Raw genomic sequence first — 25409 nt, forward strand, 5'->3', positions numbered from 1 at the left:
TCAGCGGAGGAACAGGGAGGCGTCCGGTCGAGGCGACGCGACCGCGTCGGCATCCGTGACGACCCTGGCCCCCTGGACGAAGGCTGTCACCTCGGCGCCCTGCGCGATCTTCGCCGGATGCGGTCCTGCGGCGAGCACCCGCGGCAGCCACTCCGTCGGAAGAGGGGCGACGGATGCCGCGATGACGAGGTTGCCGAACCGGCGCCCCTTGAGCACCTGGGTGTCGGCCAGGACGCCGATCTCGGGCAGCACCTCGCTGATCGTCGCGACCTGCCGTCGGGCGAACGCCAGGCCGGGACCGTCGGCCACGTTGACGAGCAGCACGCCGCCAGAAGCGAGCAGCTCGGCGAGCTCGCGGTAGAACTCGAGGCTGGTCAGATGCGCGGGCGTCTGCGCGCCGGAGTAGACATCGGACACGACGAGATCGCAGCTGCCGACGAGCGCCGGCGGCAGTCGACGGACGCCCTCACGGGCATCGCCGATGCGCACACGGATGGCCGCATTGCGGGGGAGCGGCAGATGCTCGCGCACGAGAGCGACGAGCGGCGCTTCGAGCTCGATCACCTGCTGGCGGGACCCCGGTCTCGTCGCTTCGATGTATCGGGGGACCGTGAGCGCGCCCGCCCCGAGGTGGACCGCGGTGAGGGGGCCGTCGGGCAGCTGATCGATCACTGCTCCCATGCGCACGATGTACTCGAAGTGCAGGTGGGTCGGGTCATCGAGGTCGACGTGCGACTGCGGGGTGTCGTCGACGACGAGCTCGAAGCCGCTCGTGAACTCGGACGGGCCGATCCGGGCGATGCCGCCATGGTCGAGTCTCGCCTGCGGAAGCTCGGCGTCTCGAGATCGCGTGCGGCCCATGCCCCCGAGACTACGCGCTCAGTCGGCCTGGTTGCCGACGGAGCAGGTGTCCTGATCGACCGACTGGCCCGAGATCTCGGGCGGCAGGGTCGCCCGTACCTCGGGGGCGGCTGTCTCGGGGGCAGCTGTCTCGGGGGCGGCGGACTCGACCGGCTGTGCCGGGTCGGTCGGCGTCGCCAGTTCCACGCTGTTGTTCGTCGCCACGTCGCCCGACAGCGTGATCGGCTCGCCGGCGATGAGGGCGGCCCACAGCGGCTCGGCCGCGTCGTAGTCGGGGACGACCTTGATCCCCGGGTTGTCGGGGTCGTCCAGGTTGGGGTACTGCACGAACACGAAGTCCGAGAAGGGGACGCCGCGCAGCGCGAGAGCGAGCTGACCGATCGTGAGCGGGTTGCTCAGCGACTCGCTCGGCACGATGTTGTCGGCGACGGTGTTCGCGAGCCGCAGCGCCTTCGCCGGGTCCGTCAGGGTCTCCGCGCTGAGGATCTTCTTGGCGAGGCGCGACATGTACTGCTGCTGATTCGAGATGCGCGCGAGATCGCTCTCGTCGCCGACCCCGTGCCGTGTCCGGATGAAGGCCAGCGCATCGGCGCCGGTGATCGTGTGACGGCCGGGAGGCAGGTCGATGCCCGCCTGGCGGTCGCTGATCCCGTCACCGGCCACGCAGACCTCGACGCCGCCGATCGCCTCGGTGATCTCGATGACGCCGTCGAAGCTGATCTTCGCCGCGAAGCCGATGGGGATGTCGCTCAGCAGGGTGACGGTCTGGGCGATGCACGAGATGCCGCCGTGGTCGAAGACGGAGTTCAGCGGCGCCTTCGACATGGCCGACGCCGTGGACCCGTCTTCCCTCGTGCATTCGGGCACTTCGACCATGAGGTCTCTGGGGAACGACACCACGGTGACGCTGCGGGGCGCAGCCGAGACGTGGACGAGCAGGTTCACGTCGTTGCGAGTGCCCTCGTCGGTGTCTTCGCAGCGCTCCCCGAGAAGCTGCGTCGAGATCTCGCCGCACTCGTCGGTGCCGACGACGAGGATGCTGAACGCCTCGTCGTCGGGGTAGGCGCCGAGCGACGGGGGAGCGACGTCCGCGTCGCCCTCGAGGGCGACCGCCCCGTCGCCGACCCGATTGAGGACGTCGACGGCGATGAACGTCGCGACGGCGATCGATGAGGCGACCAGCACCGCGAGCGCGACGCCGGCGAGCTTGAGGAAGGTCGACAGCGCGCTGGGGGTCGGCAGACCCGCGTGACGCGCGACGGTGGAGCGCTTCGTGTCGTCGAGGGGCCCGGACATGCCGCAGAGCCTACCCGGGAGCTGCGATGTTACGGCCGCATGACGTTTCTGAGAATAACTTGCAGGGAATTAGTTAGTGATGAATACTTTTTCCTAGCCGGGTGGGTCCCGATGCCACCAGGACGTTCAAAGAGGAGATCCCTGATGCACAAGCGCATTCTTTCGGCCGTGGCGCTCGGCGCCGCGGCCACCCTGGGCCTCGCGGGCTGTGCCGGCGGTAGCGGCACGGACAACGGCGGGGCAGTCGACGGAGAGGGCCAGGAGCTCACCGTCTGGATCATGAAGGGCACCAACCCCGATTCGACGGCGTTCTACGACGCCGTGTCGGAGGCCTTCGAGGAGGAGACCGGTGCCACGGTCAAGATCGAGGAGATCCAGTGGGCCGATGCCCATGACCGGTTCGTGACCTCGATCGCCGGCGGAACCACGCCGGACATCGCCGAGACCGGCACGACCTGGACCGCGGAGTTCGCGGATGCGGGCGCGCTCGAGCCGCTCGACGAGTACGTCGACGCGGAGGACGGTCTCCGCGACGACCTCGTCGAGGGACTCGCCGTCGCCGGCACCTATGACGAAGAGCTCTACGGCATGCCGTGGTACGCGGGCGTCCGTTCGCTCGTCTACCGCACCGACGTGTTCGAGGAGCTCGGACTCGAGGCGCCGAAGACGTGGGACGACATCGTCGCGGCGGGCGAGGCCATCAAGGCCGCCAAGCCCGACATGCTGCCGTTCCCCGTGCCCGGTGACGCCGAGTTCCAGGTGTACCCCTGGGTCTGGGGCGCCGGTGGCGAGGTCGCCACGAAGGACGGCGACACGTGGACCAGCGAGCTCGACAGCGAGGAGTCGCAGGCCGGCCTCGAGTTCTACACGGGACTCGCGACGGAGCACGGCTTCTCGTCGGCCGGTGCCACCACGTGGAAGGAGACGGACCTCCGTGACGCGTTCACGCAGGGCAACGTCGCCATGATGCTCTCCGGATCGTGGACGCCGAAGGCGCTCATCGAGGCCAACCCCGAGCTCGAAGGCAAGATCGGCGCGGCCGTGATCCCCGGTGAGGACGGCGGCATCGCTCCGTCCGTGCTCGGCGGATCGCACCTCTCGGTCTTCAACACGACCGAGAACGCCGACCTCTCCTGGGAGTTCGTCAAGCTCATGACCACGGGTGAGTTCGCCGAGAAGTGGGCGGACGAGACCGGTTACTTCCCGGGCGTCCAGTCGGCGATGGAAGAGGCTCTCGCCTCGACCGACCCGCTGGTGGCTCCGTTCGCCGAGCAGATGGTCGAGGGTGGCGCATCCGTTCCGGTGACGCCGAACTTCGGCGCTGTGCAGGCGAAGAAGACGACCAACTCGATGATCCAGGCCATCCTCAGCGGGCAGAAGGACGTCGCCACGGCGACGAAGGACGCCGCTGCTGAGATGACCGACCTGCTCAACCAGTAAGGCTGTATCTCTCCATGTCGATGGTGCACGCGCCACTGCCGGCCACGAAGGCGGAGCCCACCTCCGCCTCCGTGGCCGGCGGCCAGCCGAAGAAGCGGGGCCTCTCGCTGATCACGGCCCGCCCCTGGCTCCTCCTCGCCCCGGGCCTGGTCATCCTCGCGGTGCTCATGCTCTGGCCGCTCATCCAGGTCTTCATCTACTCGCTCCAGGACTACGGACTCCGCGAGATCAACACGGGTGAGAACAACTGGATCGGCTTCCAGAACTACGTCGAGGCGATCACCAACCCGACGCTGTGGACGGTCGTCCTGCCGAACACGGTCGGTTTCGCGGCCGTCGCCGTGTTCGTCACGGTCGCCGTCGGCACGCTCGTCGCCCTGCTGCTGGCGAAGCTCGGCACGGTGTGGCGCACCATCGTCTCGAGCTGCATCATGGTCGCCTGGGCGATGCCCGCGGTGACCGGCACCTACGTCTGGACTTTCATCTTCGATGCCGACCGAGGCATCTTCAACTCCGTCCTGCAGAGCCTCGGCCTGATGGACGAGCCCGTCAACTGGTTCACCAACCAGTGGTCGTTCTACGCCATCGTGCTCCTGAACGTCGTGCACCACGGGTTCCCGTTCGTCGCCATCACCGTGCTCGCGGGCCTTCTCGGCGTCTCGAAGGAGATGCTCGAGGCCGCCGCCCTCGACGGCGCGAACGCCTGGATGCGCTTCTGGAAGATCATCTTCCCGACGCTCAAGCCCGTGTTCTCGGTCGTGATCATCCTTTCGACGATCTGGGACTTCAAGGTCTTCGCGCAGGTCTATCTCATGCCCGGAGGTGGCGGGGGCAACCGATCGGTCCTGAACCTGGGCGTCTGGTCGTACGTGGAGTCCTTCGGCCAGAACCGCTACGGATTCGGTGCGGCGCTCGCCGTGCTGCTCACCCTCGTCCTGATCGGCATCACGATCGTCTACATCCGCTCCCTCATGAAGGAGGACGAGCTGTGAATCCCCGCCCGTCTGTCATGTCGCGCGTCGGCACCGGGATCGCGATCGCCGCGGTCCTGATCTTCACGCTCTTCCCGGTCTACTGGATGGTCTCCAGCGCGCTCGATGCCAAGGCCTCGAGCGGTGGGCAGTCGCTGCTGCCGCAGGAGTTCACGTTCGACAACTTCGCCTACGTCCTCACCGACGGCGGCTTCGGCACCTACCTGCGGAACTCGGCGATCGTCGCGGTCGTGACCGTGCTCGTGAGTGCGCTCGTCTGCCTGCTGGCGGCCGTGGCCGTGGCGCGGTTCAAGTTCAAGTTCCGCACGACGATCCTGATGATGATCCTCGTCGTGCAGATGGTCCCGCTCGAAGCGCTCGTCATCCCGCTGTTCCTGCAGGTGAAGAGCCTGGGGCTGCTCAACAGCATCCTGGGTCTGATGGTCGTGTACGTCGCCCTGTCGCTCGCCTTCGGCATCTGGATGCTGCGCGGGTTCGTCGCGGCGGTGCCGGTCGAGCTCGAGGAGGCCGCCTACATCGACGGTGCCAGCTGGTGGCGGATGTTCCGCTCGATCCTGCTGCCGCTCGTGATGCCCGGACTCGTCGCCACGAGCATCTTCAGCTTCATCACCGCCTGGAACGAGTTCATCTTCGCGATGACGATCCTCGGCAGCGCCACCGACCAGTACACCGTCTCGATCGGCCTGAAGTCGTTCTTCGGACTGCACGCGAACGACTGGGGCAGCATCATGGCCGCCTCCACGATCATCACGATCCCGGTCATGATCTTCTTCGTGATCGTGCAGCGTCGCCTCTCGGCCGGGATGGTCGCAGGAGCCGTGAAGGGATGACCGACGAGCTCGCCCGCCTGGCCAACGGTGTGCTGTGGCCGGGGTTCTTCGGCACGGAGGCACCGGAGTGGCTCCTCGGAGAACTCCGCGACGGCCTCGCCGGGGTGGTGTATTTCGGGCAGAACATCGGCGACGGGCTGCCGCGTCTGAGTGACGAGATCCTGCGCGCCAACCCCGCCGCGCTGATCGGCATCGACGAGGAGGGCGGCAGCGTGACCCGGCTCGAGTCGGCCACGGGCTCGACTCTCCCCGGGGCGGCGCAGCTCGGACGTGTCGACGACGTCGAGGCGACGCGCGCGACCGGTGTCGAGCTCGCGAGACGCGTCGGCGCGATCGGCGGCAACGTGGTGCTCGGTCCGGTGGCCGATGTGAACACCGATCCGCGCAACCCGGTGATCGGGGTGCGCTCCTTCGGCAGCGACGAGGGCCTCGTGTCGCGGCACGTGGTGGCCGAGGTCGAGGGCATCCAGAGCCGGCCGGTGGCCGCCTGCGTCAAGCACTTCCCCGGGCACGGCGACACCCATCTCGACTCCCACCACGCCCTGCCGGTGATCTCACTCGACATCGACGAGTTCGAGCGTGTGCACCTGGAGCCGTTCCGCCGCGCGGTGGAGGCGGGCGTCGACTCGATCATGACGGCGCACATCGTCGTACCGGAGTGGGGACCCGAGCCCGCGACCCTGAACCCCCGGGTGCTGGGCATGCTGCGCGGCTGGGGCTTCGAGGGCGTCATCATCACGGATGCGCTCGACATGGCCGCCATCCGTGAGACCGTCGGTCTCGGCGGTGGAGCCGCCGCAGCACTCGCCGCCGGCGCCGATCTGCTGTGCATCGGCAACCCGACGAATCCGGGCGCCGCAGCGCTCCCGGACCAGGATCGACAGGACTTCCTCGCGGCGAGGGACGGCATCGTCACCGCGCTACGAGACGGATCCCTCTCGCGCGAGCGTGTGGAGGAGGCCGTGCAGCGCAACCGCGCTCTGGCGAGCACCCTGCGTGCACGGGCCGTATCCGGCCACTCGTCCGACGGCGGGCACGACGTCTACGACGGTGAGTCGATCGTCGCCCGCGCGGTGTCCGGAGCGGTCGCCGATGCGGCGGCCGTGTCCGTCGTGGACGCGCGTCGTCGTTCGACCCTCGCGGTGGACAGCGCGGCCCGCTACGTCGCGCGGGCTCTCGCCGGAGATGGCCACACCGTGCGCGTGGATGTCGCCCGCACGACGGTCGCCGAGCAGGATGCTGCGCTCGACGCGGCGGTGGCGGCTCACGGGCTCACGGTCGTGCTGCTCGATCGTCCGGATGTCGACGATGATCAGCGGGCCCTCGTCGCCCGTGCCGCAGAGCGTGATCCCCACGCCGTGGCGGTCAATGTCGGCCTGCCCGCAGAGCGGCCCCTCGCGCTGCCCACGGTCGAGGTGGGTGCGGCGAGTCGCATCGGCGCCGAAGCCGCGAGGACGCGGCTGCGTGCCTCTCAGCCAAGAGGCGGATCGTCGCCCGACGGCGAAGGTTCGGCCGACTGAGGCAGGATGGCACCGTGGACGCCGATGTTCTCGCGCTGGTGCGCCGATCCGTTCCCCGGTTGAGCGCAGCAGAGGCGCGCGTCGCGGAGACCATACTCGGCGATCCCACACTCGTGGTCGACCTCGCCATCAACGACCTCGCCCAGCTCTGCAGCACGTCGCTGTCCACGGTCGCGCGCTTCGCCCAGTCCCTGGGGTTCAGTGGGTATCGGGAGCTCCGGGTGGCGGTCGCCCGCACGGTCACGCTGGCGCAGGCTCAGCAGGCGCGCTTCAGCCTCGACACCACCGCCATAGACCCGGAGGACGAGCCGTCCGCGGTCGCGGCGAAGCTCGCCGCTCAGGAGATCGACGCGATCGAGAAGACCGCCCTCGGCCTGGACGCCGCAGCTCTCGACAGGGTGGCGCTGGCGGTCGTGGCCGCGCGTCACATCGACCTTTTCGGCCAGGCCGCGTCGTCGCTCACGGCGCAGGATCTGCAGCAGAAGCTCGCGCGGATCGGCTGCTCGGTCGCGCACTCCGCCGATCCGCATCTGGCGCTGACGACGGCGTCGCTGCGCGGCTCGGACGACGTCGTGATCGCCTTCTCGCACGGCGGAGAGACGCTCGAGGTCGTGCGGGCGCTCGAGGTCGCGCGGGACGCGGGTGCGCTGTCGGTCGCGATCACGAGCGTGGCGGACTCGACTCTGGCGCTCGCCGCGGACGTGGTGCTGTTGACGCATGCGCAGGAGTCCCCGTTCCGCATGGCCGCGATGACGAGCCGCATCGCGCAGCTCGCGCTGGTGGACATCCTGTTCGTGCGCGTGGTGCAGCATCGGGGCGAGCCCGTCGTGATCCCTCTCCAGCTGACGCACGACGCCGCGGCGCCCGGCCGACGGCGCTGATCAGCAGACCCTGCGCACGGGGCGAGGCGGGGTGCAGGACGCCCGGCGTCAGTCGACGTGGTCGCGCGTGCTCGCGAGGGCGCGCGTGGCGATGCGGTGCGCACGAGCGAGACTGCCCGTGAGGGAGAGTCCCGTGAGGATGCCCGCGAGGAAGCCGGCGGCGAAGGCGTCGCCCGCGCCGATGCTCTCGACCACCGGGACGTCGAGCGCGGTGCTGTCGGTGCGCTCGGCGCCGTCGAACGCGGTCGCGCCGTCGGGGCTCGTCACGACCAGGTACCGCGGCTCGGGGAAGAGCGCGCGCAGACGGTCGGGATCGTCCGTGCCGAATACCGCGTCGGCATCCGGCCGCGTGCAGAACACGACATCGGCGCGGCGCGCGTAGTCGGCGATCACCGTGCGTCCGTGATCCTCCCGGCCGCGCCAGAGCGCCGGGCGCCAGTTCACGTCGAAGCTCAGCAGGCGCCCGTCTCGACGTTCGGCGAAGAGGGCGTCCTGTGCGGCGCGCGCCGAGTCCGACAGCGCCGGCGTGATGCCCGAGGTGTGCACCAGCACGGCCTCCGACAGAAGAGCGGATGCCGGGGGAGAAGCGAGCGTCGCCGGCGACATCGCCGCGGCGGCCGACCCCGCGCGGTAGTAGTGCATGGTCCCGTCGACCGACCCGTCGGGACGAGGCGAGAGCTCCTTCACGTAGAGGCCCGTGGGGGCCTCGCCGTCGATCTCGACGGCCGACGCGTCGACCTCGTGCCTGCGCAGCTCGGCGGTGAGGAAGCGACCGAATCCGTCGTCGCCGACGCGCGAGATCACGGCCGTGCGGATGCCTGCGGACGCCAGGGCGATCGCGGTGTTCCACTCGGCTCCCGCGAGCGAGCGATGGAACGTCCGGGCGTCCTCCAGCGGTGCGGCGGTCGCAGGGACGAGGGAGACCAGGCCCTCGCCGACGCAGACGGCGAGAGGAGACGTGTCGGGCACGTTCTGGACATTACCGGATCGCCTCGGTGGCCGAGCATCCGTAACAGGAATGCAACCTGGAGGTGTTTTGCATCGGTCTGCGCACTGGGTAGCGTCGAGGAATCACCGTTTCCGGAGTCGACGACGTCTTCGGAACGCGCATTGCAGCGCTCGACAGGAAGGTCACACAATGCACCACACAGTCATGCGTCGGCGAGGACTCCTCGCCGTCACCGGTGCGGCACTCGCCGCACTGGTCCTCTCCGGATGCGTCGCCAGCGAGCGCGGCGACGACAGCTCAGAGGGATCCGGCGATGTGGACGGCACATTCGTGTTCGCCGCGTCGTCCGACCCCGCGAGCCTCGACCCCGCCTTCGCCCAGGACGGCGAGAGCTTCCGCGTCTCGCGGCAGATCTTCGAGGGCCTCGTCGGCACCGAGCCCGGCACGGCCGACCCCGCTCCGCTGCTGGCCGAGTCGTGGGAGTCGTCGGAGGACGGCATGAGCCACACCTTCGCGCTGAAGGAGGACGTGACCTTCCACGACGGCACGCCGTTCAACGCCGAGGCCGTCTGCGCGAACTTCGACCGCTGGTACAACTGGACCGGCCTCGCCGCGTCCGAGGCGTTCGGCTACTACTACAACAAGCTCTTCAAGGGCTACGCCGAGAACCCCGCGGATGCCGTCTACAAGTCGTGCACGCCCGACGGCGACTACTCGGTGACCATCGAGCTGAACAAGCCCTTCGCCGGTTTCGTGGCGTCGCTGTCGCTCCCGTCGTTCGGCATGCAGAGCCCGTCGGCGCTCTCGGAGTTCGGCGCCGATGACGTCAGCGGCTCGGCCGAGGCCCCCGTGCTCTCCGAGTACGCGATGGGACACCCGGTCGGAACCGGTCCGTACGAGTTCGAGGAGTGGGCACCGGGCGAGCAGGTCCGCCTCAAGGCCTACGGCGACTACTGGGGCGAGGCAGGACAGATCGACGAGATCATCTTCCGCACCATCGACGACCCGACCGCTCGTCGCCAGGCGCTCGAATCCGGGTCGATCGACGGCTACGACCTCGTCGGTCCCGCCGACACCCAGGCGCTCGAGGACGACGGCTTCACGATGGTGTCGCGCCCTCCGTTCACGATCCTCTACCTGGCGTTCAACCAGGCCCTCCCGGAGCTGCAGGACCCGAAGGTCCGCGAGGCGCTCTCCTACGCGGTCGACAAGGACGCGCTTATCAGCCAGGTCCTGCCCGAGGGCACCGAGAAGGCGATCGAGTTCGTTCCCGACACCGTCAACGGCTACAACCCCGACGTCACGACGTACGACTACGACCCCGAGAAGGCCATGTCGTTGCTCGCGGAGGCCGGCTATGACGAGGCCAACCCGCTGAAGCTCACCTTCAACTACCCGGTCAACGTCTCGCGTCCGTACATGCCGGACCCCGAGCAGATCTTCACGGTGCTCTCGTCGCAGCTCGCCGAGGTCGGCGTCGAGACCACCCCGGTTTCGGAGGAGTGGGTCGAGTACCTCGACCGCACCACCGGCACGTCGGACCACGGCATCCACCTGCTCGGCTGGACCGGTGACTACAACGACACCGACAACTTCGTCGGCGTCTTCTTCGGGCAGCAGAGCTCGGAGTGGGGCTTCGACAACCCCGAGCTGTTCCAGAAGCTGAACGAGGCACGCGGCGTCTCGAACCTCGAGGACCAGACGGCCCTCTACGAGGAGATCAACGAGATGGTGGCGCAGTTCATCCCCGGTGTCCCGCTCGCGCACCCGGCGCCCACGCTGGCGTTCGACCCGCGCGTCGAGAGCTACCCGGCCAGCCCGGTGAACGACGAGGTCTTCACGGACATCGTCCTCACCGAGTAGGACTGACCGACGGATTCGTCAGACCGGGGCTCCGCGCTCGCCGCGGGGCCCCGGTCCGACGTCCCCTCTGATCAACGGAGACCTCTTGCTGCGCACCATCGGCAGGCGACTGCTTTTCCTCATTCCCACTCTGATCGGGCTCAGCATCCTGCTGTTCGCCTGGGTCAGGGCCCTTCCCGGCGGCCCGGCCGTCGCCCTTCTCGGCGAGAAGGCGACACCCGAGGCCATCGCCAGGGTCAACGAGCTCTACGGCTTCAACAAGCCCCTCATCGAGCAGTACTTCATCTGGGTCGGACGCCTTCTGCAGGGCGACTTCGGCACTTCGATCCAGACCAACAGGCCGGTCACGGAGGAATTCTTCCGCCGCTTCCCGGCCACGATCGAGCTGAGCGTCGTCGCGCTCATCTTCGCGATCGGCGTGGGCATCCCCCTCGGCTACTGGGCGGCTCGCCGCCACGGGAAGTTCACCGATCACGCCTCGGTGGTCCTGAGCCTCATCGGCATCACGATCCCGGTCTTCTTCCTCGCGTTCATCCTCAAGTACGTCTTCGCGGTGCAGCTCGGCTGGCTGCCGTCTGACGGCAGGCAGAATCCGCGAATAGACGCCACGCATCCGACCGGCTTCTATGTCTGGGACGGCATCATCACCGGCGAGTTCGACGCCTCGTGGGACGCCCTCATGCATCTGGTGCTCCCGGCGCTCGCGCTCGGCACCATCCCGCTCGCGATCATCGTCCGCATCACCAGGGCGAGCGTGCTCGAGGTGCAGAACGCCGACTACGTGCGCACGGGTCGAGCGAAGGGCGTGGGGTCGTCGACGTTGCGCAGTCGCTTCATCCTGCGCAACGCGATGCTGCCGGTGATCACGACGATCGGTCTGCAGACCGGTCTGCTGATCTCGGGGGCGGTGCTCACCGAGACCGTCTTCGCGTTCCCCGGCATCGGATCCTTCCTCGCGAGGGCGATCTTCACCCGGGACTTCCCCGTGCTGCAGGGATTCATCATCTTCATCGCGATCGCCTACGCGCTCATCAACCTGGCGGTCGACGTGTCGTACAGCTTCATCGATCCGAGAGTGCGGGTGCAGTGATGATCCGTCTCGTTCTCCGAAAGGGGGTGGCGTCATGACCATCTCGCTCCCACCCGCGCAGGGACCATCCGCGGCGAGCGGCGAACTCGTCGACACCGTCGCCGTCGGTCAGGCCGGACTCAAGGAGGGCCCCGGCGGCTTCTGGCGGGACGTCTTCCGCCGGCTCCGTCGCAACCCCACGGCCTGGATCGGCGCGGGCATCGTCCTGGTGTTCGTCCTCGTGTCTCTGCTCGCGCCGGTGCTCGCTCCGTACCCCGAGACGGCCCTTCCCGGCGCGAAGTACATCACGCCGACGCAGATCCCCGGCCCCGGGGAGCTGCCGGAGTTCCCGCTCGGACTCGACCGCTTCGGCGGCGATGTCCTCTCCAAGCTCATCTGGGGTGCGCAGGCCTCGCTGCTGATCGGTGTCATCTCGACCGCGCTCGGTCTGGTCGGCGGAATGATCCTCGGACTCCTCGCCGGCACGTTCGGCGGATGGGTCGACACGCTGATCATGCGCATCGTCGACATCATCCTGTCGGTGCCGAACCTGCTGCTGGCGGTCTCGATCGCCGCGATCCTGGGCCAGACGCCCTTCGCGGTGATGATCGCCATCGGGGCGTCGCAGGTGCCGATCTTCGCTCGCCTCCTGCGCGCGTCGATGCTGCAGCAGCGCTCCAGCGACTACGTGCTCTCGGCCCAGACCCTCGGTCTCGGGCGCGGACAGATCACCATGTCGCACGTGCTGCCGAATGCGATCGGCCCGGTCATCGTGCAGGGGACCCTGACGTTGGCGACCGCCGTCATCGACGCGGCCGCCCTGTCGTTCCTCGGTCTCGGCGGCGGTCGCCCCGAGACGGCGGAGTGGGGTCGCATGCTGACCTACGCGCAGGCGGAGCTCGCCATCGCACCGTGGCTGGCATTCCTGCCCGGTATCTGCATCGCGGTCACCGCGCTCGGCTTCACCCTGTTCGGTGAGGCGCTGCGCGAGGCCATGGACCCGAGGACGAGAGCACGATGAGCGCTGCGAGAGAGAATCAGATGACCGACGCCCCGCTGCTGTCGGTCGAAGGGCTGGCGGTCGACTTCGCCACGATGGACGGCGTCGTGCACGCGGTCGAAGGCGTCGACCTCGAGATCGCACCCGGCCAGACCGTGGCGATCGTGGGGGAGTCGGGGTCTGGCAAGTCGACGACCGCGATGGCCATCATCGGCCTGCTCGCGGGAGGCGGACGGGTGGCTGCGGGCAGCATCCGACTCGACGGTCGCGAGATCGCCCACGCGCCCGAGAGCGAGCTGCGGATGATCCGCGGGCGGGACATCGGTCTCGTGCCTCAGGACCCGATGTCGAACCTGAACCCGGTCGCGAAGATCGGCACCCAGGTCGCCGAGACGCTCCTGGCCCACGGGCTGGCGAATCGTCAGAACGTGCAGGAGAAGGTCGTGGAGGCGCTCACCTCCGCCGGGCTGCCCGATCCGGAGCGACGGGCCAAGCAGTACCCGCACGAGTTCTCCGGCGGCATGCGGCAGCGTGCCCTGATCGCGATCGGACTGGCGTGCAAGCCGCGCCTCCTGATCGCCGACGAGCCGACCAGCGCGCTCGACGTCACGGTGCAGCAGACCATCCTCGACCAGATCGGCGAGATGACCCGTGAGCTCGGCACCGCCGTGCTGCTCATCACGCACGACCTCGGCCTCGCCGCCGAGCGCGCGGAGCGGGTCATCGTCATGCACCGCGGCAAGGTGGTCGAGCAGGGGCCGGCAAGGCAGATCCTGGAGGCCCCGCAGCATCCGTACACCCAGTCGCTCGTCAAGGCGGCGCCGTCGGTGGCGGCCGCCCGGTTGCGGCCGGAGGCGTTCGTCACGCTCGAACGCGAGGCGCCTCCGCAGGATGGCGCTCCGCAGGCCCCGGCGGCCCAGCCGGCGGATTCCCTGAGCCTGTCGAAGGGCGACAACATCGTCGAGATCGAGAACCTCACGAAGGTCTACCCGGTCCGGGGGCAGAAGGAGGACTTCGTCGCCGTCGACGACGTGTCGCTGGCGATCCCTCGAGGCGAGACGGTCGCGATCGTGGGGGAGTCCGGTTCGGGCAAGACCACGACCGCTCGGATGCTGTTGAAGGTCGTCGAGCCGACGAGCGGACTCATCCGCTTCGAGGGCAAGGACGTCTCGTCGCTGAGTCGCGCGGAGACACGCGACTTCCGCCAGCGGGTGCAGCCGATCTTCCAGGACCCGTACTCGAGCCTGAACCCGATGTTCACGATCGAGCGTCTGATCGCGGAGCCGCTGGACTTCTACAAGCGGGGGAGCGGGGCGGATCGCCGCAACCGCGTCCGGCAGCTGCTCGACGACGTGGCTCTTCCGCAGTCGATGCTCCGGCGCTACCCGTCGGAGCTGTCGGGCGGTCAGCGTCAGCGTGTGGCGATCGCGAGGGCGCTGGCGCTGTCTCCGGATCTCATCGTCTGCGACGAGCCGGTGTCGGCGCTCGACGTGCTCGTGCAGGACCAGATCCTCACGCTGCTCGGCGATCTCCAGCGCGAGTACGGACTCAGCTACCTGTTCATCTCGCACGACCTCGCCGTCGTGCGGCTCATCAGCGACTACGTCTGCGTGATGAAGGACGGGTCGCTCGTCGAGGCCGCGTCCTCGGAGGAGATCTTCACGAATCCGCGCGACCCGTACACCCGGCGCCTGCTGGCCTCGATCCCGGGCAACGAGCTCAACATCGCGTCCTGATCAGCGAGCGCGTCCGCTCCCGCGCACCGGGAGCGGACGTGCTCGCGAGGCTTTTACCGCAGCATCCGAAGAAGGTCAAGGATTGAACTTGCCATGTCGCACAATCGCGTCTATAGTTGGTAGTTGCGCTCGCTTCTCCCTGCCCTCATATGGTGGTCGGCATTCTGTTGAGCATTCGAGCGCGCACTCCACCTGACGACAAAGGAATCGAGAAGCCCTGCGGGGCTCACGGAGGTTATTCCCTTGGCTGCTGCTCGCAACGCATCCACATCCACCACCACCAAGAACGGACGCGGAGCTTCCCGTCTTTCGTTCGCCAAGATCTCCGACACGCTGACGGTCCCAGACCTTCTCGCCCTGCAGACCGAGTCCTTCGGTTGGCTCGTCGGTAACGACGACTGGAAGGCGCGGGTCGCGGAGGCCAAGCAGGCCGGCCGCACCGACGTCAACGAGGTCTCGGGTCTCGGAGAGATCTTCGAGGAGATCTCCCCCATCGAGGACCTCGGCGAGACGATGCAGCTGTCGTTCACGAACCCCTACCTCGAGCCCGAGAAGTACTCGATCGAGGAGTGCAAGGAGCGCGGCAAGACGTACGCCGCCCCCCTGTACGTCGAGGCCGAGTTCATGAACCACCTCACGGGTGAGATCAAGACCCAGACGGTCTTCATGGGCGACTTCCCGCTCCAGACTGGCAAGGGCACGTTCATCATCAACGGCTCCGAGCGCGTCGTCGTCTCGCAGCTGGTCCGCTCGCCCGGTGTCTACTTCGACAAGACGCCCGACAAGACGTCCGACAAGGACATCGTCTCCGCGCGCGTCATCCCGAGCCGTGGTGCATGGCTCGAGTTCGAGATCGACAAGCGCGACCAGGTCGGCGTGCGCATCGACCGCAAGCGCAAGCAGTCCGTCACCGTCTTCCTGAAGGCGCTCGGACTCACCAGCGAAGAGATCCTCTCGGAGTTCGCCGGCTTCCCCTCGATCGAGGAGACCCTGGCGAAGGACACCATCGTCACGAAGGAAGATGCGCTCCGCGACATCTACCGCAAGCTGCGTCCGGGCGAGCAGGTCGCCGCCGAGGCCGCCCGTGCGCTGCTGGACAACTTCTACTTCAACCCGAAGCGCTACGACCTCGCCAAGGTGGGTCGGTACAAGATCAACCAGAAGCTCGGTCTCGACGCTCCGCTGAGCGACTCCGTGCTCACGGTCCAGGACATCGTCGCGACGATCAAGTACCTGGTGCGCATCCACGCCGGCACCGAGACGTTCGAGGGCATCCGCGGCGGCAAGCAGGCCGAGATCCGCATCGCGACCGATGACATCGACAACTTCGGCAACCGTCGCATCCGCGCGGTCGGCGAGCTCATCCAGAACCAGGTCCGCACCGGTCTCTCCCGCATGGAGCGCGTCGTCCGCGAGCGCATGACCACGCAGGACATCGAGGCGATCACCCCGCAGACCCTGATCAACGTGCGCCCCGTCGTCGCCGCGATCAAGGAGTTCTTCGGAACCTCGCAGCTGTCGCAGTTCATGGACCAGAACAACCCGCTCGCGGGTCTGACCAACAAGCGTCGTCTCTCGGCTCTCGGCCCCGGTGGTCTGAGCCGTGACCGCGCCGGTGTCGAGGTCCGTGACGTCCACCCCTCGCACTATGGCCGCATGTGCCCGATCGAGACCCCTGAAGGCCCGAACATCGGTCTGATCGGTGCTCTCGCGACCTTCGCGCGCATCAACTCGTTCGGTTTCATCGAGACCCCGTACCGCAAGGTCGAGGGTGGCGTCGTCACCGAGCACATCGACTACCTGACCGCCTCCGAGGAGGTCGACTTCAACATCGCGCAGGCCAACGCCCCGCTCGATGCCAAGGGTCGCTTCCGTGAGAGCCACGTCCTCGCACGCCCGAAGGGCGGCAGCGGCGAGGTGGACCTCTTCCTCCCCGAGGAGATCGGCTACATCGACGTCTCGCCGCGCCAGATGGTGTCGGTCGCGACCTCGCTCGTGCCCTTCCTCGAGCACGACGACGCGCAGCGCGCACTCATGGGTGCCAACATGCAGCGTCAGGCCGTGCCGCTGCTCCGCAGCGACTCGCCGCTCGTCGGAACCGGTATGGAGGGCTACACCGCCATCGACGCGGGTGACGTGCTCACCGCCGAGAAGGCCGGTGTCGTCACCGAGGTCTCGGCAGACCGCGTCACCGTCATGCTCGACGAGGGCGGCACGCAGGAGTACCACCTGCGCAAGTTCGACCGCTCGAACCAGGGCACGTCGTACAACCAGAAGGTCGTCGTCAACGCCGGCGAGCGCGTCGAGGTCGGAGAGGTCATCGCCGATGGCCCCGCCACCGAGAACGGCGAGCTGGCCCTCGGAAAGAACCTCCTCGTCGCGTTCATGACGTGGGAGGGCTACAACTTCGAGGACGCGATCATCCTGAGCCAGGACCTGGTGAAGGACGACACCCTCTCCTCGATCCACATCGAGGAGTACGAGGTCGACGCCCGCGACACGAAGCTCGGCAAGGAGGAGATCACGCGTGACCTCCCCAACGTCAGCCCCGAGCTGCTGAAGGACCTCGACGAGCGCGGCATCATCCGCATCGGCGCCGAGGTCCGCCCCGGCGACATCCTCGTCGGCAAGGTCACCCCGAAGGGCGAGACCGAGCTGTCGGCCGAGGAGCGTCTGCTCCGCGCGATCTTCAACGAGAAGAGCCGCGAGGTCCGTGACACCTCCCTGAAGGTGCCCCACGGTGAGCAGGGCACGATCATCGCGGTCAAGGAGTTCAACGCCGAGGACGGCGACGACGAGCTCGGCTCCGGCGTCAACCGCCGCGTCGTGGTCTACATCGCCCAGAAGCGCAAGATCACCGAGGGTGACAAGCTCGCCGGCCGTCACGGCAACAAGGGCGTCATCGCGAAGATCCTCCCGATCGAGGACATGCCGTTCCTCTCCGACGGAACCCCGGTCGACATCGTCCTGAACCCGCTCGGCATCCCGGGTCGAATGAACTTCGGCCAGGTGCTCGAGACCCACCTCGGGTGGATCGCGAAGCAGGGCTGGAAGGTCGAGGGAACCCCGGAGTGGGCTGTGAAGCTCCCGAAGGACGCCTTCGAGGCAGCCCCCGGCACCAAGGTCGCCACCCCGGTGTTCGACGGTGCGAGCGAGGAGGAGATCGCTGGTCTCCTCGACGCGACCACCCCGACCCGCGACGGCGTGCGTCTCATCGACTCGACCGGCAAGACGCAGCTCTTCGACGGTCGTTCGGGCGAGCCGTTCCCGGCGCCGATCTCGGTGGGCTACATGTACATCCTGAAGCTGCACCACCTGGTCGACGACAAGATCCACGCACGTTCGACGGGTCCGTACTCGATGATCACCCAGCAGCCGCTCGGTGGTAAGGCGCAGTTCGGTGGCCAGCGCTTCGGTGAGATGGAGGTGTGGGCCCTCGAGGCCTACGGCGCCGCGTACGCGCTCCAGGAGCTCCTCACGATCAAGTCCGACGACATCCTCGGCCGCGTCAAGGTGTACGAGGCGATCGTCAAGGGCGAGAACATCCAGGAGCCCGGCATCCCCGAGTCGTTCAAGGTGCTCATGAAGGAGATGCAGTCGCTCTGCCTGAACGTCGAGGTCCTCTCGGCCGACGGCACGACTGTCAACCTGCGTGACACCGACGACGAGGCCTTCCGCGCAGCGGAGGAGCTCGGCATCAACATCTCCAGCCGCTTCGAGGCCGCCTCGATCGACGAGATCTAACCCTTCGACAGGCTCAGCCCCCTCTGGGCCGCTGAGCCTGTCGAAGCCCCCGATTTCTTCAGAAGAATTCCTACACAGGAGAATTTGTGCTCGAGTCAAACACTTTCGATGAGCTTCGGATCGGCCTCGCCACCGCGGACCACATCCGCGCCTGGTCCTACGGCGAGGTCAAGAAGCCTGAAACCATCAACTACCGCACCCTGAAGCCGGAGAAGGACGGTCTCTTCGGAGAGCAGATCTTCGGCCCGTCCCGCGACTGGGAGTGCGCCTGCGGAAAGTACAAGCGCGTCCGCTTCAAGGGCATCGTCTGCGAGCGCTGCGGCGTCGAGGTCACCAAGTCCTCGGTCCGTCGCGAGCGCATGGGTCACATCGAGCTCGCCGCTCCCGTCACCCACATCTGGTACTTCAAGGGTGTTCCCTCGCGTCTCGGCTACCTGCTCGACATGGCGCCGAAGGACCTCGAGAAGGTCATCTACTTCGCGGCCTACATGGTCATCTCGGTCGACGAGGATGCTCGTCACCGCGACCTCGGCACGCAGGAGAACAACATCCGGCTCGAGCTGAAGACGCTCGGCGACCGTCGCGACGCGAAGATCGCAGAGCGCCTCGCGCGTCTCGAGGAGGAGCTCGCCTCCCTCGAGGCCGAGGGGGCCAAGGCCGACGCCAAGAAGAAGGTCAAGGACGCCGCCGAGAAGGAGATGTCGCTCATCCGCAAGGGTGCCGACGAGGCGATCGCCAAGCTCGAGCGCGTGTGGGAGGACTTCCGCACGCTCGAGGTGGGCGCTCTCCGTCCCGAGGACGACGTGTTCCACGAGCTGCAGGACCGCTTCGGTCAGTACTTCGAGGCCTACATGGGCGCCGAGTCGATCCAGCGTCGCCTCGCGGCCTTCGACCTCGCGGCCGAGGCCGAGAGCCTGCGTCTGCAGATCTCCGAGGGCAAGGGTCAGCGCAAGATCCGCGCGATCAAGCGTCTGAAGGTCGTCAGCTCGTTCCTGGAGACCGGCATGAGCCCGGCCGCCATGGTCCTCGACGTCGTCCCGGTGATCCCGCCGGAGCTTCGTCCGATGGTGCAGCTCGACGGTGGCCGCTTCGCGACCTCCGACCTCAACGACCTGTACCGTCGCGTGATCAACCGCAACAACCGTCTTCGTCGTCTGATCGACCTCGGTGCCCCCGAGATCATCGTCAACAACGAGAAGCGGATGCTGCAGGAGGCCGTCGACGCACTGTTCGACAACGGTCGCCGCGGTCGTCCCGTCACCGGTACGGGCAACCGTGCCCTGAAGTCCCTCAGCGACATGCTGAAGGGCAAGCAGGGTCGCTTCCGTCAGAACCTGCTCGGCAAGCGTGTCGACTACTCGGGCCGTTCGGTCATCATCGTCGGACCGCAGCTCAAGCTGCACCAGTGCGGTCTGCCCAAGCAGATGGCTCTGGAGCTCTTCAAGCCGTTCGTCATCAAGCGCCTGATCGACCTCGGTCACTCGCAGAACATCAAGGCTGCGAAGCGCGCCGTCGAGCGCACGCGTCCCGAGGTCTGGGACGTGCTCGAGGAGATCATCCGCGAGCGCCCCGTGCTGCTGAACCGTGCACCCACCCTGCACCGTCTCGGCATCCAGGCGTTCGAGCCCCAGCTCGTCGAGGGCAAGGCCATCCAGCTGCACCCGCTCGTCTGTGCGGCGTTCAACGCCGACTTCGACGGTGACCAGATGGCTGTCCACCTGCCGCTGTCGGTCGAGGCTCAGGCCGAGGCTCGCGTGCTGATGCTCGCGTCGAACAACATCCTGAAGCCGTCGGACGGCCGCCCGGTCACCCTGCCTTCGCAGGACATGATCATCGGTCTGCACCACCTGACCACGGTCAAGGAGGGCGCAGCCGGTGAGGGCCGTGCGTTCGGTTCGGTGGGCGAGGCGATCCTGGCGAAGGACGAGGGAACCCTCGACCTGCAGGCCAAGGTCCGCATCCGCATCCCGGGTCTGACGTTCCTCGAGGGCGAAGCTCCCGAGGGCTACGAGCGTCACGGACTCGTCGACGCATCGCTCGGACAGGCGATCTTCAACGACACGCTGCCGAAGGGCTACCCCTTCGTCCGCGAGCAGGCTGACAAGAACAAGCTGTCGCAGATCGTCAACAAGCTGGCCGAGGAGTACCCCAAGGTCGAGACGGCTGCGTCGCTGGACCGCATCAAGGACGCCGGTTTCTACTGGGCCACGCGCTCGGGTGTGACCGTCGCCCTGAGCGACATCCTCACGCCGCCGAACAAGGCGGAGATCGTCGCGGGCTACGAGAAGCAGGCCTCGAAGGTCCAGTCCCAGTACGAGAAGGGCCTCACGACCGACACCGAGCGTCGTCAGGAGCTCATCAAGATCTGGACCGAGGCGACCGACGAGGTCCAGGCCGCGATGCGGGCGAACTTCCCGGAGGACAACACCATCAACCGCATGGTGTCGTCCGGTGCTCGTGGTAACTGGCTGCAGATCCGCAACATCGCGGGTATGCGTGGTCTGGTGAACAACCCCAAGGGTGAGATCATCCCGCGTCCGATCATCTCCTCGTACCGCGAGGGTCTGTCGGTGGCGGAGTACTTCATCGCGACGCACGGTACCCGTAAGGGTCTCGCCGACACCGCTCTGCGTACCGCCGACTCGGGTTACCTGACCCGTCGTCTGGTGGACGTCTCGCAGGACGTCATCATCCGCGAAGAGGACTGCGGCACGTCGAAGGGCCTCGAGCTCCCGATCGCCGCTCCGAACTCGCAGGGCGAGCTGGTGCGCGACGCGAACGTCGAGAACTCGGTGTTCGCTCGTACCCTGGCGTCCGACGTGGTCGACAGCAAGGGCGAGGTCCTCGCCTCTGCCGGCGACGACGTGGGCGACGTGCTGATCGACAAGCTGGTCGCGCTCGGTGTGGAGACCATCAAGGTCCGCTCCGTCCTGACCTGCGACTCCGCCGTCGGTGTCTGCGCGCAGTGCTACGGCCGTTCGCTCGCGACGGGTAAGACCGTCGACATCGGCGAGGCCGTCGGCATCATCGCGGCCCAGTCGATCGGTGAGCCCGGTACCCAGCTGACGATGCGTACGTTCCACACCGGTGGTTCGGCATCGGCGGATGACATCACCCAGGGTCTGCCCCGTGTCCAGGAGCTCTTCGAGGCCCGTACCCCCAAGGGTGCGTCGCCGATCGCAGAGGCCGACGGTCGTATCACGATCGACGAGACGGACAAGGCCAAGAAGGTCATCCTCACGCCCGACAACGGTGACGAAGAGGTGGTCTACCCGGTGCTGAAGCGTGCGACGCTTCTCGTCGAGGACGGCCAGCACGTCACCGTCGGTCAGCCCCTGCAGGTCGGCACGCTCGACCCCAAGGAGGTCATGCGCGTCATGGGTGCCCGCGAGGTGCAGCGTTACCTCGTCGGCGGCGTCCAGGGCGTCTACCGCTCGCAGGGTGTGCCGATCCACGACAAGCACATCGAGGTCATCGTCCGTCAGATGCTCCGCAAGGTCACCGTCGTCGATCACGCCGACACGACCCTGCTCCCGGGTGAGATGGTCGACCTCAAGCGCTACCAGGCGATCAACCGCGAGGCCGTGGCAGAGGGCAAGCGCCCCGCGTCGGGCCGTCCGGAGCTGATGGGTATCACGAAGGCGTCGCTCGCGACCGAGTCGTGGCTGTCGGCCGCCTCCTTCCAGGAGACGACCCGCGTGCTCACGCAGGCCGCCATGGAGGGCAAGCGCGACCCGCTGGTCGGTCTCAAGGAGAACGTCATCATCGGAAAGCTCATCCCCGCCGGAACCGGTCTCTCGAAGTACCGCGACGTCACGGTCGAGGCTACGGAAGAAGCCAAGAGCGAGCGCTACCCGAACCGGATCTTCGCATCCGACGGTGCGTACGCCGACGGCGACTTCGGTTACGTCGACTTCGACGCGTTCTCGACGGACGACATCACGCCGGGTACGTACAACTGATCGATTCAGCTCTGACGTACTGAGTGAGTGAGAAGGCCCCGGGCATCAGCCCGGGGCCTTCTTCGTGCCGGCGGGGAGTCTCGTTCTCCGGGCACACCTTCGGACCTGAATGACGACGCGCCGGGGGAGGGGATGCCGGTGCGGCGCGCCGCGCGTCGGCATCCGAATCCGTGTTCGGCGTCGGAGTGGGAGCCGGAGTGCGACCACGTGGATCCTCAGTCGAACAGGTGCGCGATGATGCTCGACGTGTAGCCGGTCGGTGCGAGATTCGAGTACTGCGTGTCGATGAGGATGCCGTCCCGCCAGAACAGGGTGCGGCCGTCGGTGACGGGGTACTGCTCATTCGGCCAGGTCTTCTCGCATCGCGTGCCGTCGTCGGGTGTGAAGCAGGCGAAGCCCTCGTTGGCCACCAGCCCGTTGAGCATGTCCAATGCAGGGCCACGGTCCATCCTCGCGATGGTGGTGATGAGGCCGCTGGTGTCGGCCCGAGGGTCGCGCCAGATGCACGTCAGGGTTCCATCGGCGTCGACCCCGGACGCTCCGAAGGCCGCGTCGTTCAGCGGCGTCTCGCCGAGCTGCGAGAGGACCTCCTCCGACAGGATCGCCCGGCAGTCGGTCGGCAGCTCGACGGCGGGGGTTGTGGGAGTGGGCGTCGGCGTCGAGGACTCCTCGGCCGTGGCGCTCGACGACGGAGAAGGGGCGCCGCCGGCCTCCCCGCCCGCGGTGCCGGGGTTCGTGCAGCCGGCGAGAACGGCGATCAGGAGAAGAGCGGATGCTCCGGCGGCGAGACGAGTGGCCATGCGCACACGGTAGCGCTCGTCGATCCGTCTGCAGGGGAGGCTGACCGCACCTCCACGGAGCGCGTCCGGGCGGTAATGTCGGCTGGATGAGCCTCGATCACCCCCGCGCGTCCGCAGCCGTCGTCATCGGAGACGCGCTGATCGATGAGATCCGCGATGCCGGCGGCGTGCGCGAACTCGTCGGCGGGGCAGCCCTCAACGTCGCAGTCGGGCTGCGGCGTCTCGGTGTCCCGACCACACTCGTCGCGATGGTCGGCGACGACGAGGCGGGTGGCCACATCCGCGAATACCTGGCCGATCACGACGTCCGTCTCATCTCCAGCGAGGCGCCGCACGGCTCGTCGCGGGCGATCGTCCAGCGGGGCTCGGACGGTGAGCCCGTGTACCTGTTCAACGAGGCGGCGCAGCGGCGCAGCATCCGATACTCCGGCGCCGCCGTTCGGGCGATCGCCGACGCGGAGCTCGTCGCCGTGAGCTGCTTCCCGTTCGATGTGCCGCGAGAGGTCGACGCCCTCGTCGCGGCGCTGGGCGAGACACGCCTCGCGCTCGACCCGAACCCTCGATCGGGGATGCTGACCGACCGCGACGAGTTCGTACGAGGGTTCGAGCGTGTCGTCGCGCGCGCGTCGATCGTCAAGGTCGGCGCAGACGACGCAGCCCTTCTGTACGACGGCGACCTCGACGCCCTGCGTGCTCGTCTGCGGGGTCTCGGCGTCGCCGCAGTCCTCGCCACGGCGGGCGCCGCAGGCGCGACGCTCGAGTCTGACCTCGGCGTCGTCACGGCTCCGGTCTCGGCGCTTCCCGGTCGGGTCGTCGACACCGTGGGGGCCGGGGACGCGACCCTCGCGGCGGTCGCGTCGGGGCTCGTCGAGCGCGCCCCCAGCGACGTCGACGGGTGGCAGCTGCTGCTCGAGAGGGCGATGGACGTCGCTGCGGCGACGTGCCGGGCCGAGGGCGGTCTGCTGCGGACGCCCGAGTCCTTGATGGACGCCGATCGGGGTGTCTTCGGCAGCTGACGGCTCGATTTCTCGTGCCTGCCTCTGGCGGGTATGATTGATACTCGTGCCCCCGATTGGCTGTCGAAGTCGGACGGGTGCGCTCTGGCGAGTTACCCAAGCGGCCAAAGGGATCTGACTGTAAATCAGCCGTCTTAGACTTCGGGGGTTCGAATCCCTCACTCGCCACCAGGGGGTGTTCCCGGATCTCGAGGAAATCATTCCCGTATCTCGGAAGACCAGGTCAGAAAAGGAAAACCACCGGAACCCCGGTGGTTTTCCTCTTTTTCGGGTCATTTGCTCGGGTTCGCGATGCGATTCTGAACGGCCTTCCCGGGTGCCTGGGCGCGACGACATGGACCTGCCCCTTAGGCACGCGTGGCTTAGTCAGTCGACGACCTGCTGGATGAGCTCGAGTCCGCGCGCCCGCGACGTGCACGTAGCCTGATTCCACGAGGCGCTTCTTCGCCGAGCCGCTTCGGCTGCAAGTGGATCATGGCTCCCGACAACTACTCGCCGAACAACCTTGACAACCTTCTGGATTGCTGAGCCGGGGCGCATGTGACTGCCGACGAGACGCCGGATTAGGACATCGGCGACGTTCTGATTGCCCAAATGTTCGATCTGTGGATCGATGAGGAGTTGGTGCGCCGTGGGACCGGGCTGTCCCGGTCCGATGTCGTCACTGCGCTGGTGGAGCTTCCCCCGCACGACGTCCCTGTTGTTCGGATCAACGAGGAAGTGTCTCTGGCGGCTCGGGCATCATCTGCTTCGGGTATCACGCCAGGCACGCCTGTGACCGCGAGCAACATTGACGCCCTTGAGGATGTCTGGCCGACGAACATCGGCGACGATAGCGGCTGGACCGCGTTCTACCTGCTCGGTGATTCGGCCCATGTGTCTTTCGACTTCCGCTACGACGAGGGCCAAGCCAACCGGCTCCTCGACCTGGCGGAGGACTACCTCCTGACGGCTCGCGGGACGCACATGGCGAGCGGAACGTCCGCTACGGGGTCGGCGAATCTACACGCACCCGAAGTTGGATGGAACCGTGGCGGCGTATCCGGACATTACGTTCTATGAGGGCCACCGACATCGTCGCTCTACGCGAACGCTGCCTTGCACTTATCGACCACCACTACCGAGACCACCGCGTCGGTCCGGCCTGGCTGGCTCGTGAGCTTTTCGTCTCTCGCCGCCAGCTCGACAGAGCATTCGTCGGTTGCCCGAGCGTTGCCGAGCTCCTCGCCAAGCGCCGACTCCGGCACGTCGTGGCCATCGCCGCTTTCCGCCCCGACATTCCCATGTCCATCGTCGCGCGACGCTGCGGGTACGGGACGTATGAGACTTTCCGTGCTCAGTGTCACCGTTACTTGCAGTGCAGCCCGCGGGATGCGCGAAACACTCACGCTGAGACTCTGAGGGCATTGACGTTGCCGACGGCCGCATAGCGCTGGCTGTTGATGTGCAG

The 25409-nt window shown here is 67.4% G+C and carries 18 protein-coding genes and 1 tRNA gene; 15 read left to right on the forward strand and 4 right to left on the reverse strand.

Annotation, left to right across the window (positions count from 1 at the left end; all coding sequences use genetic code 11):
- Entirely contained in the window at nt 1–861 is an 861-nt protein-coding gene (locus tag BN2660_RS09155) for a spermidine synthase (protein WP_091230592.1), read from the reverse strand.
- A gap of 18 nt (nt 862–879) precedes the next feature.
- Nucleotides 880–2157, reverse strand: a complete 1278-nt coding sequence (locus BN2660_RS09160) for an LCP family protein (protein WP_091230595.1) — start codon at nt 2155–2157, stop codon at nt 880–882.
- Nucleotides 2158–2301: 144 nt separating this feature from the next.
- Here BN2660_RS09160 and BN2660_RS09165 point away from each other — a divergent pair, with 144 nt between their 5' ends.
- From BN2660_RS09165 to BN2660_RS09185, 5 genes are read left to right on the forward strand one after another with little or no spacing between them, the layout of a single operon-like run.
- A complete protein-coding gene (locus BN2660_RS09165) occupies nt 2302–3597 on the forward strand; it encodes a sugar ABC transporter substrate-binding protein (RefSeq protein WP_091230598.1) in 1296 nt (431 codons plus the stop codon).
- A gap of 14 nt (nt 3598–3611) precedes the next feature.
- On the forward strand, nt 3612–4589 hold the full coding sequence (locus tag BN2660_RS09170; RefSeq protein WP_091230601.1) for a carbohydrate ABC transporter permease: 978 nt from the start codon (nt 3612–3614) through the stop codon (nt 4587–4589).
- Nucleotides 4586–5419, forward strand: coding sequence for a carbohydrate ABC transporter permease (locus BN2660_RS09175; protein ID WP_091230605.1), 834 nt, complete (start codon nt 4586–4588; stop codon nt 5417–5419). The genes BN2660_RS09170 and BN2660_RS09175 overlap by 4 nt, the downstream gene beginning before the upstream one ends.
- The gene (locus tag BN2660_RS09180) at nt 5416–6939 is read left to right on the forward strand and encodes a glycoside hydrolase family 3 N-terminal domain-containing protein (protein ID WP_091230608.1); all 1524 of its coding nucleotides are present in this window, start codon (nt 5416–5418) and stop codon (nt 6937–6939) included. Before BN2660_RS09175 ends, BN2660_RS09180 begins: the two co-directional genes overlap by 4 nt.
- 14 nt (nt 6940–6953) lie before the next feature.
- Entirely contained in the window at nt 6954–7820 is an 867-nt protein-coding gene (locus BN2660_RS09185; protein ID WP_091230611.1) for a MurR/RpiR family transcriptional regulator, read from the forward strand.
- Between the two features lie 48 nt (nt 7821–7868).
- Here BN2660_RS09185 and BN2660_RS09190 read toward each other — a convergent pair whose 3' ends face one another.
- Nucleotides 7869–8789 carry a sugar kinase gene (locus BN2660_RS09190; protein ID WP_091230614.1) on the reverse strand — a complete coding sequence of 307 codons (921 nt, stop codon included), beginning with the start codon at nt 8787–8789 and terminating at the stop codon, nt 7869–7871.
- Nucleotides 8790–8958: 169 nt separating this feature from the next.
- Here BN2660_RS09190 and BN2660_RS09195 point away from each other — a divergent pair, with 169 nt between their 5' ends.
- The 6 genes from BN2660_RS09195 (at nt 8959) to rpoC (ending at nt 22143) form a co-directional block, all read left to right on the forward strand.
- A complete protein-coding gene (locus BN2660_RS09195) occupies nt 8959–10632 on the forward strand; it encodes an ABC transporter substrate-binding protein (RefSeq protein WP_091230617.1) in 1674 nt (557 codons plus the stop codon).
- 85 nt (nt 10633–10717) lie between these two features.
- Nucleotides 10718–11722: an ABC transporter permease gene (locus BN2660_RS09200; protein WP_091230620.1), complete on the forward strand. Its 1005-nt coding sequence runs from the start codon at nt 10718–10720 to the stop codon at nt 11720–11722.
- Nucleotides 11723–11756: 34 nt separating this feature from the next.
- A complete protein-coding gene (locus tag BN2660_RS09205; protein ID WP_091230624.1) occupies nt 11757–12722 on the forward strand; it encodes an ABC transporter permease in 966 nt (321 codons plus the stop codon).
- Nucleotides 12719–14437: an ABC transporter ATP-binding protein gene (locus tag BN2660_RS09210; protein ID WP_255305102.1), complete on the forward strand. Its 1719-nt coding sequence runs from the start codon at nt 12719–12721 to the stop codon at nt 14435–14437. Before BN2660_RS09205 ends, BN2660_RS09210 begins: the two co-directional genes overlap by 4 nt.
- Nucleotides 14438–14680: 243 nt before the next feature.
- Nucleotides 14681–18181 carry a DNA-directed RNA polymerase subunit beta gene (locus BN2660_RS09215; RefSeq protein WP_091230628.1) on the forward strand — a complete coding sequence of 1167 codons (3501 nt, stop codon included), beginning with the start codon at nt 14681–14683 and terminating at the stop codon, nt 18179–18181.
- Nucleotides 18182–18267: 86 nt separating this feature from the next.
- Nucleotides 18268–22143 (forward strand): DNA-directed RNA polymerase subunit beta', encoded by a 3876-nt coding sequence (gene rpoC / locus BN2660_RS09220; protein ID WP_091230631.1) that lies wholly within the window; start codon nt 18268–18270, stop codon nt 22141–22143.
- Nucleotides 22144–22358: 215 nt separating this feature from the next.
- Here the strand turns inward: rpoC and BN2660_RS09225 are convergent, their stop codons facing one another.
- Complete coding sequence (locus tag BN2660_RS09225; protein WP_091230636.1) at nt 22359–22943, reverse strand: hypothetical protein; 585 nt, start codon at nt 22941–22943, stop codon at nt 22359–22361.
- Nucleotides 22944–23029: 86 nt separating this feature from the next.
- On the opposite strand from BN2660_RS09225, the gene BN2660_RS09230 reads away from it, so the two are divergent.
- From BN2660_RS09230 to BN2660_RS16865, 4 genes are all read left to right on the forward strand, one after another.
- Nucleotides 23030–23959: a PfkB family carbohydrate kinase gene (locus BN2660_RS09230; protein WP_091230639.1), complete on the forward strand. Its 930-nt coding sequence runs from the start codon at nt 23030–23032 to the stop codon at nt 23957–23959.
- 86 nt (nt 23960–24045) lie between these two features.
- A tRNA-Tyr gene (locus BN2660_RS09235) sits at nt 24046–24130 on the forward strand.
- Nucleotides 24131–24553: 423 nt separating this feature from the next.
- Entirely contained in the window at nt 24554–25021 is a 468-nt protein-coding gene (locus BN2660_RS09240) for a hypothetical protein (RefSeq protein WP_091230642.1), read from the forward strand.
- Nucleotides 25018–25389: a helix-turn-helix domain-containing protein gene (locus BN2660_RS16865; protein WP_176697151.1), complete on the forward strand. Its 372-nt coding sequence runs from the start codon at nt 25018–25020 to the stop codon at nt 25387–25389. Before BN2660_RS09240 ends, BN2660_RS16865 begins: the two co-directional genes overlap by 4 nt.
- Nucleotides 25390–25409 lie beyond the last annotated feature (20 nt).

It is taken from the genome of Microbacterium sp. 3J1 (assembly GCF_001049495.1).
Taxonomy (GTDB): domain Bacteria; phylum Actinomycetota; class Actinomycetes; order Actinomycetales; family Microbacteriaceae; genus Microbacterium.

Excerpts from the sequence above, each read along its gene's own strand:
- BN2660_RS09155 (WP_091230592.1), bottom strand. The coding sequence starts at position 861 with ATGGGCCGCACGCGATCTCGAGACGCCGAGCTTCCGCAGGCGAGACTC.
- BN2660_RS09160 (WP_091230595.1), bottom strand. The coding sequence starts at position 2,157 with ATGTCCGGGCCCCTCGACGACACGAAGCGCTCCACCGTCGCGCGTCAC.
- BN2660_RS09165 (WP_091230598.1), top strand. The coding sequence starts at position 2,302 with ATGCACAAGCGCATTCTTTCGGCCGTGGCGCTCGGCGCCGCGGCCACC.
- BN2660_RS09170 (WP_091230601.1), top strand. The coding sequence starts at position 3,612 with ATGTCGATGGTGCACGCGCCACTGCCGGCCACGAAGGCGGAGCCCACC.
- BN2660_RS09180 (WP_091230608.1), top strand. The coding sequence starts at position 5,416 with ATGACCGACGAGCTCGCCCGCCTGGCCAACGGTGTGCTGTGGCCGGGG.
- BN2660_RS09195 (WP_091230617.1), top strand. The coding sequence starts at position 8,959 with ATGCACCACACAGTCATGCGTCGGCGAGGACTCCTCGCCGTCACCGGT.
- BN2660_RS09205 (WP_091230624.1), top strand. The coding sequence starts at position 11,757 with ATGACCATCTCGCTCCCACCCGCGCAGGGACCATCCGCGGCGAGCGGC.
- BN2660_RS09210 (WP_255305102.1), top strand. The coding sequence starts at position 12,719 with ATGAGCGCTGCGAGAGAGAATCAGATGACCGACGCCCCGCTGCTGTCG.
- BN2660_RS09225 (WP_091230636.1), bottom strand. The coding sequence starts at position 22,943 with ATGGCCACTCGTCTCGCCGCCGGAGCATCCGCTCTTCTCCTGATCGCC.
- BN2660_RS09230 (WP_091230639.1), top strand. The coding sequence starts at position 23,030 with ATGAGCCTCGATCACCCCCGCGCGTCCGCAGCCGTCGTCATCGGAGAC.
- BN2660_RS09240 (WP_091230642.1), top strand. The coding sequence starts at position 24,554 with ATGTTCGATCTGTGGATCGATGAGGAGTTGGTGCGCCGTGGGACCGGG.
- BN2660_RS16865 (WP_176697151.1), top strand. The coding sequence starts at position 25,018 with ATGAGGGCCACCGACATCGTCGCTCTACGCGAACGCTGCCTTGCACTT.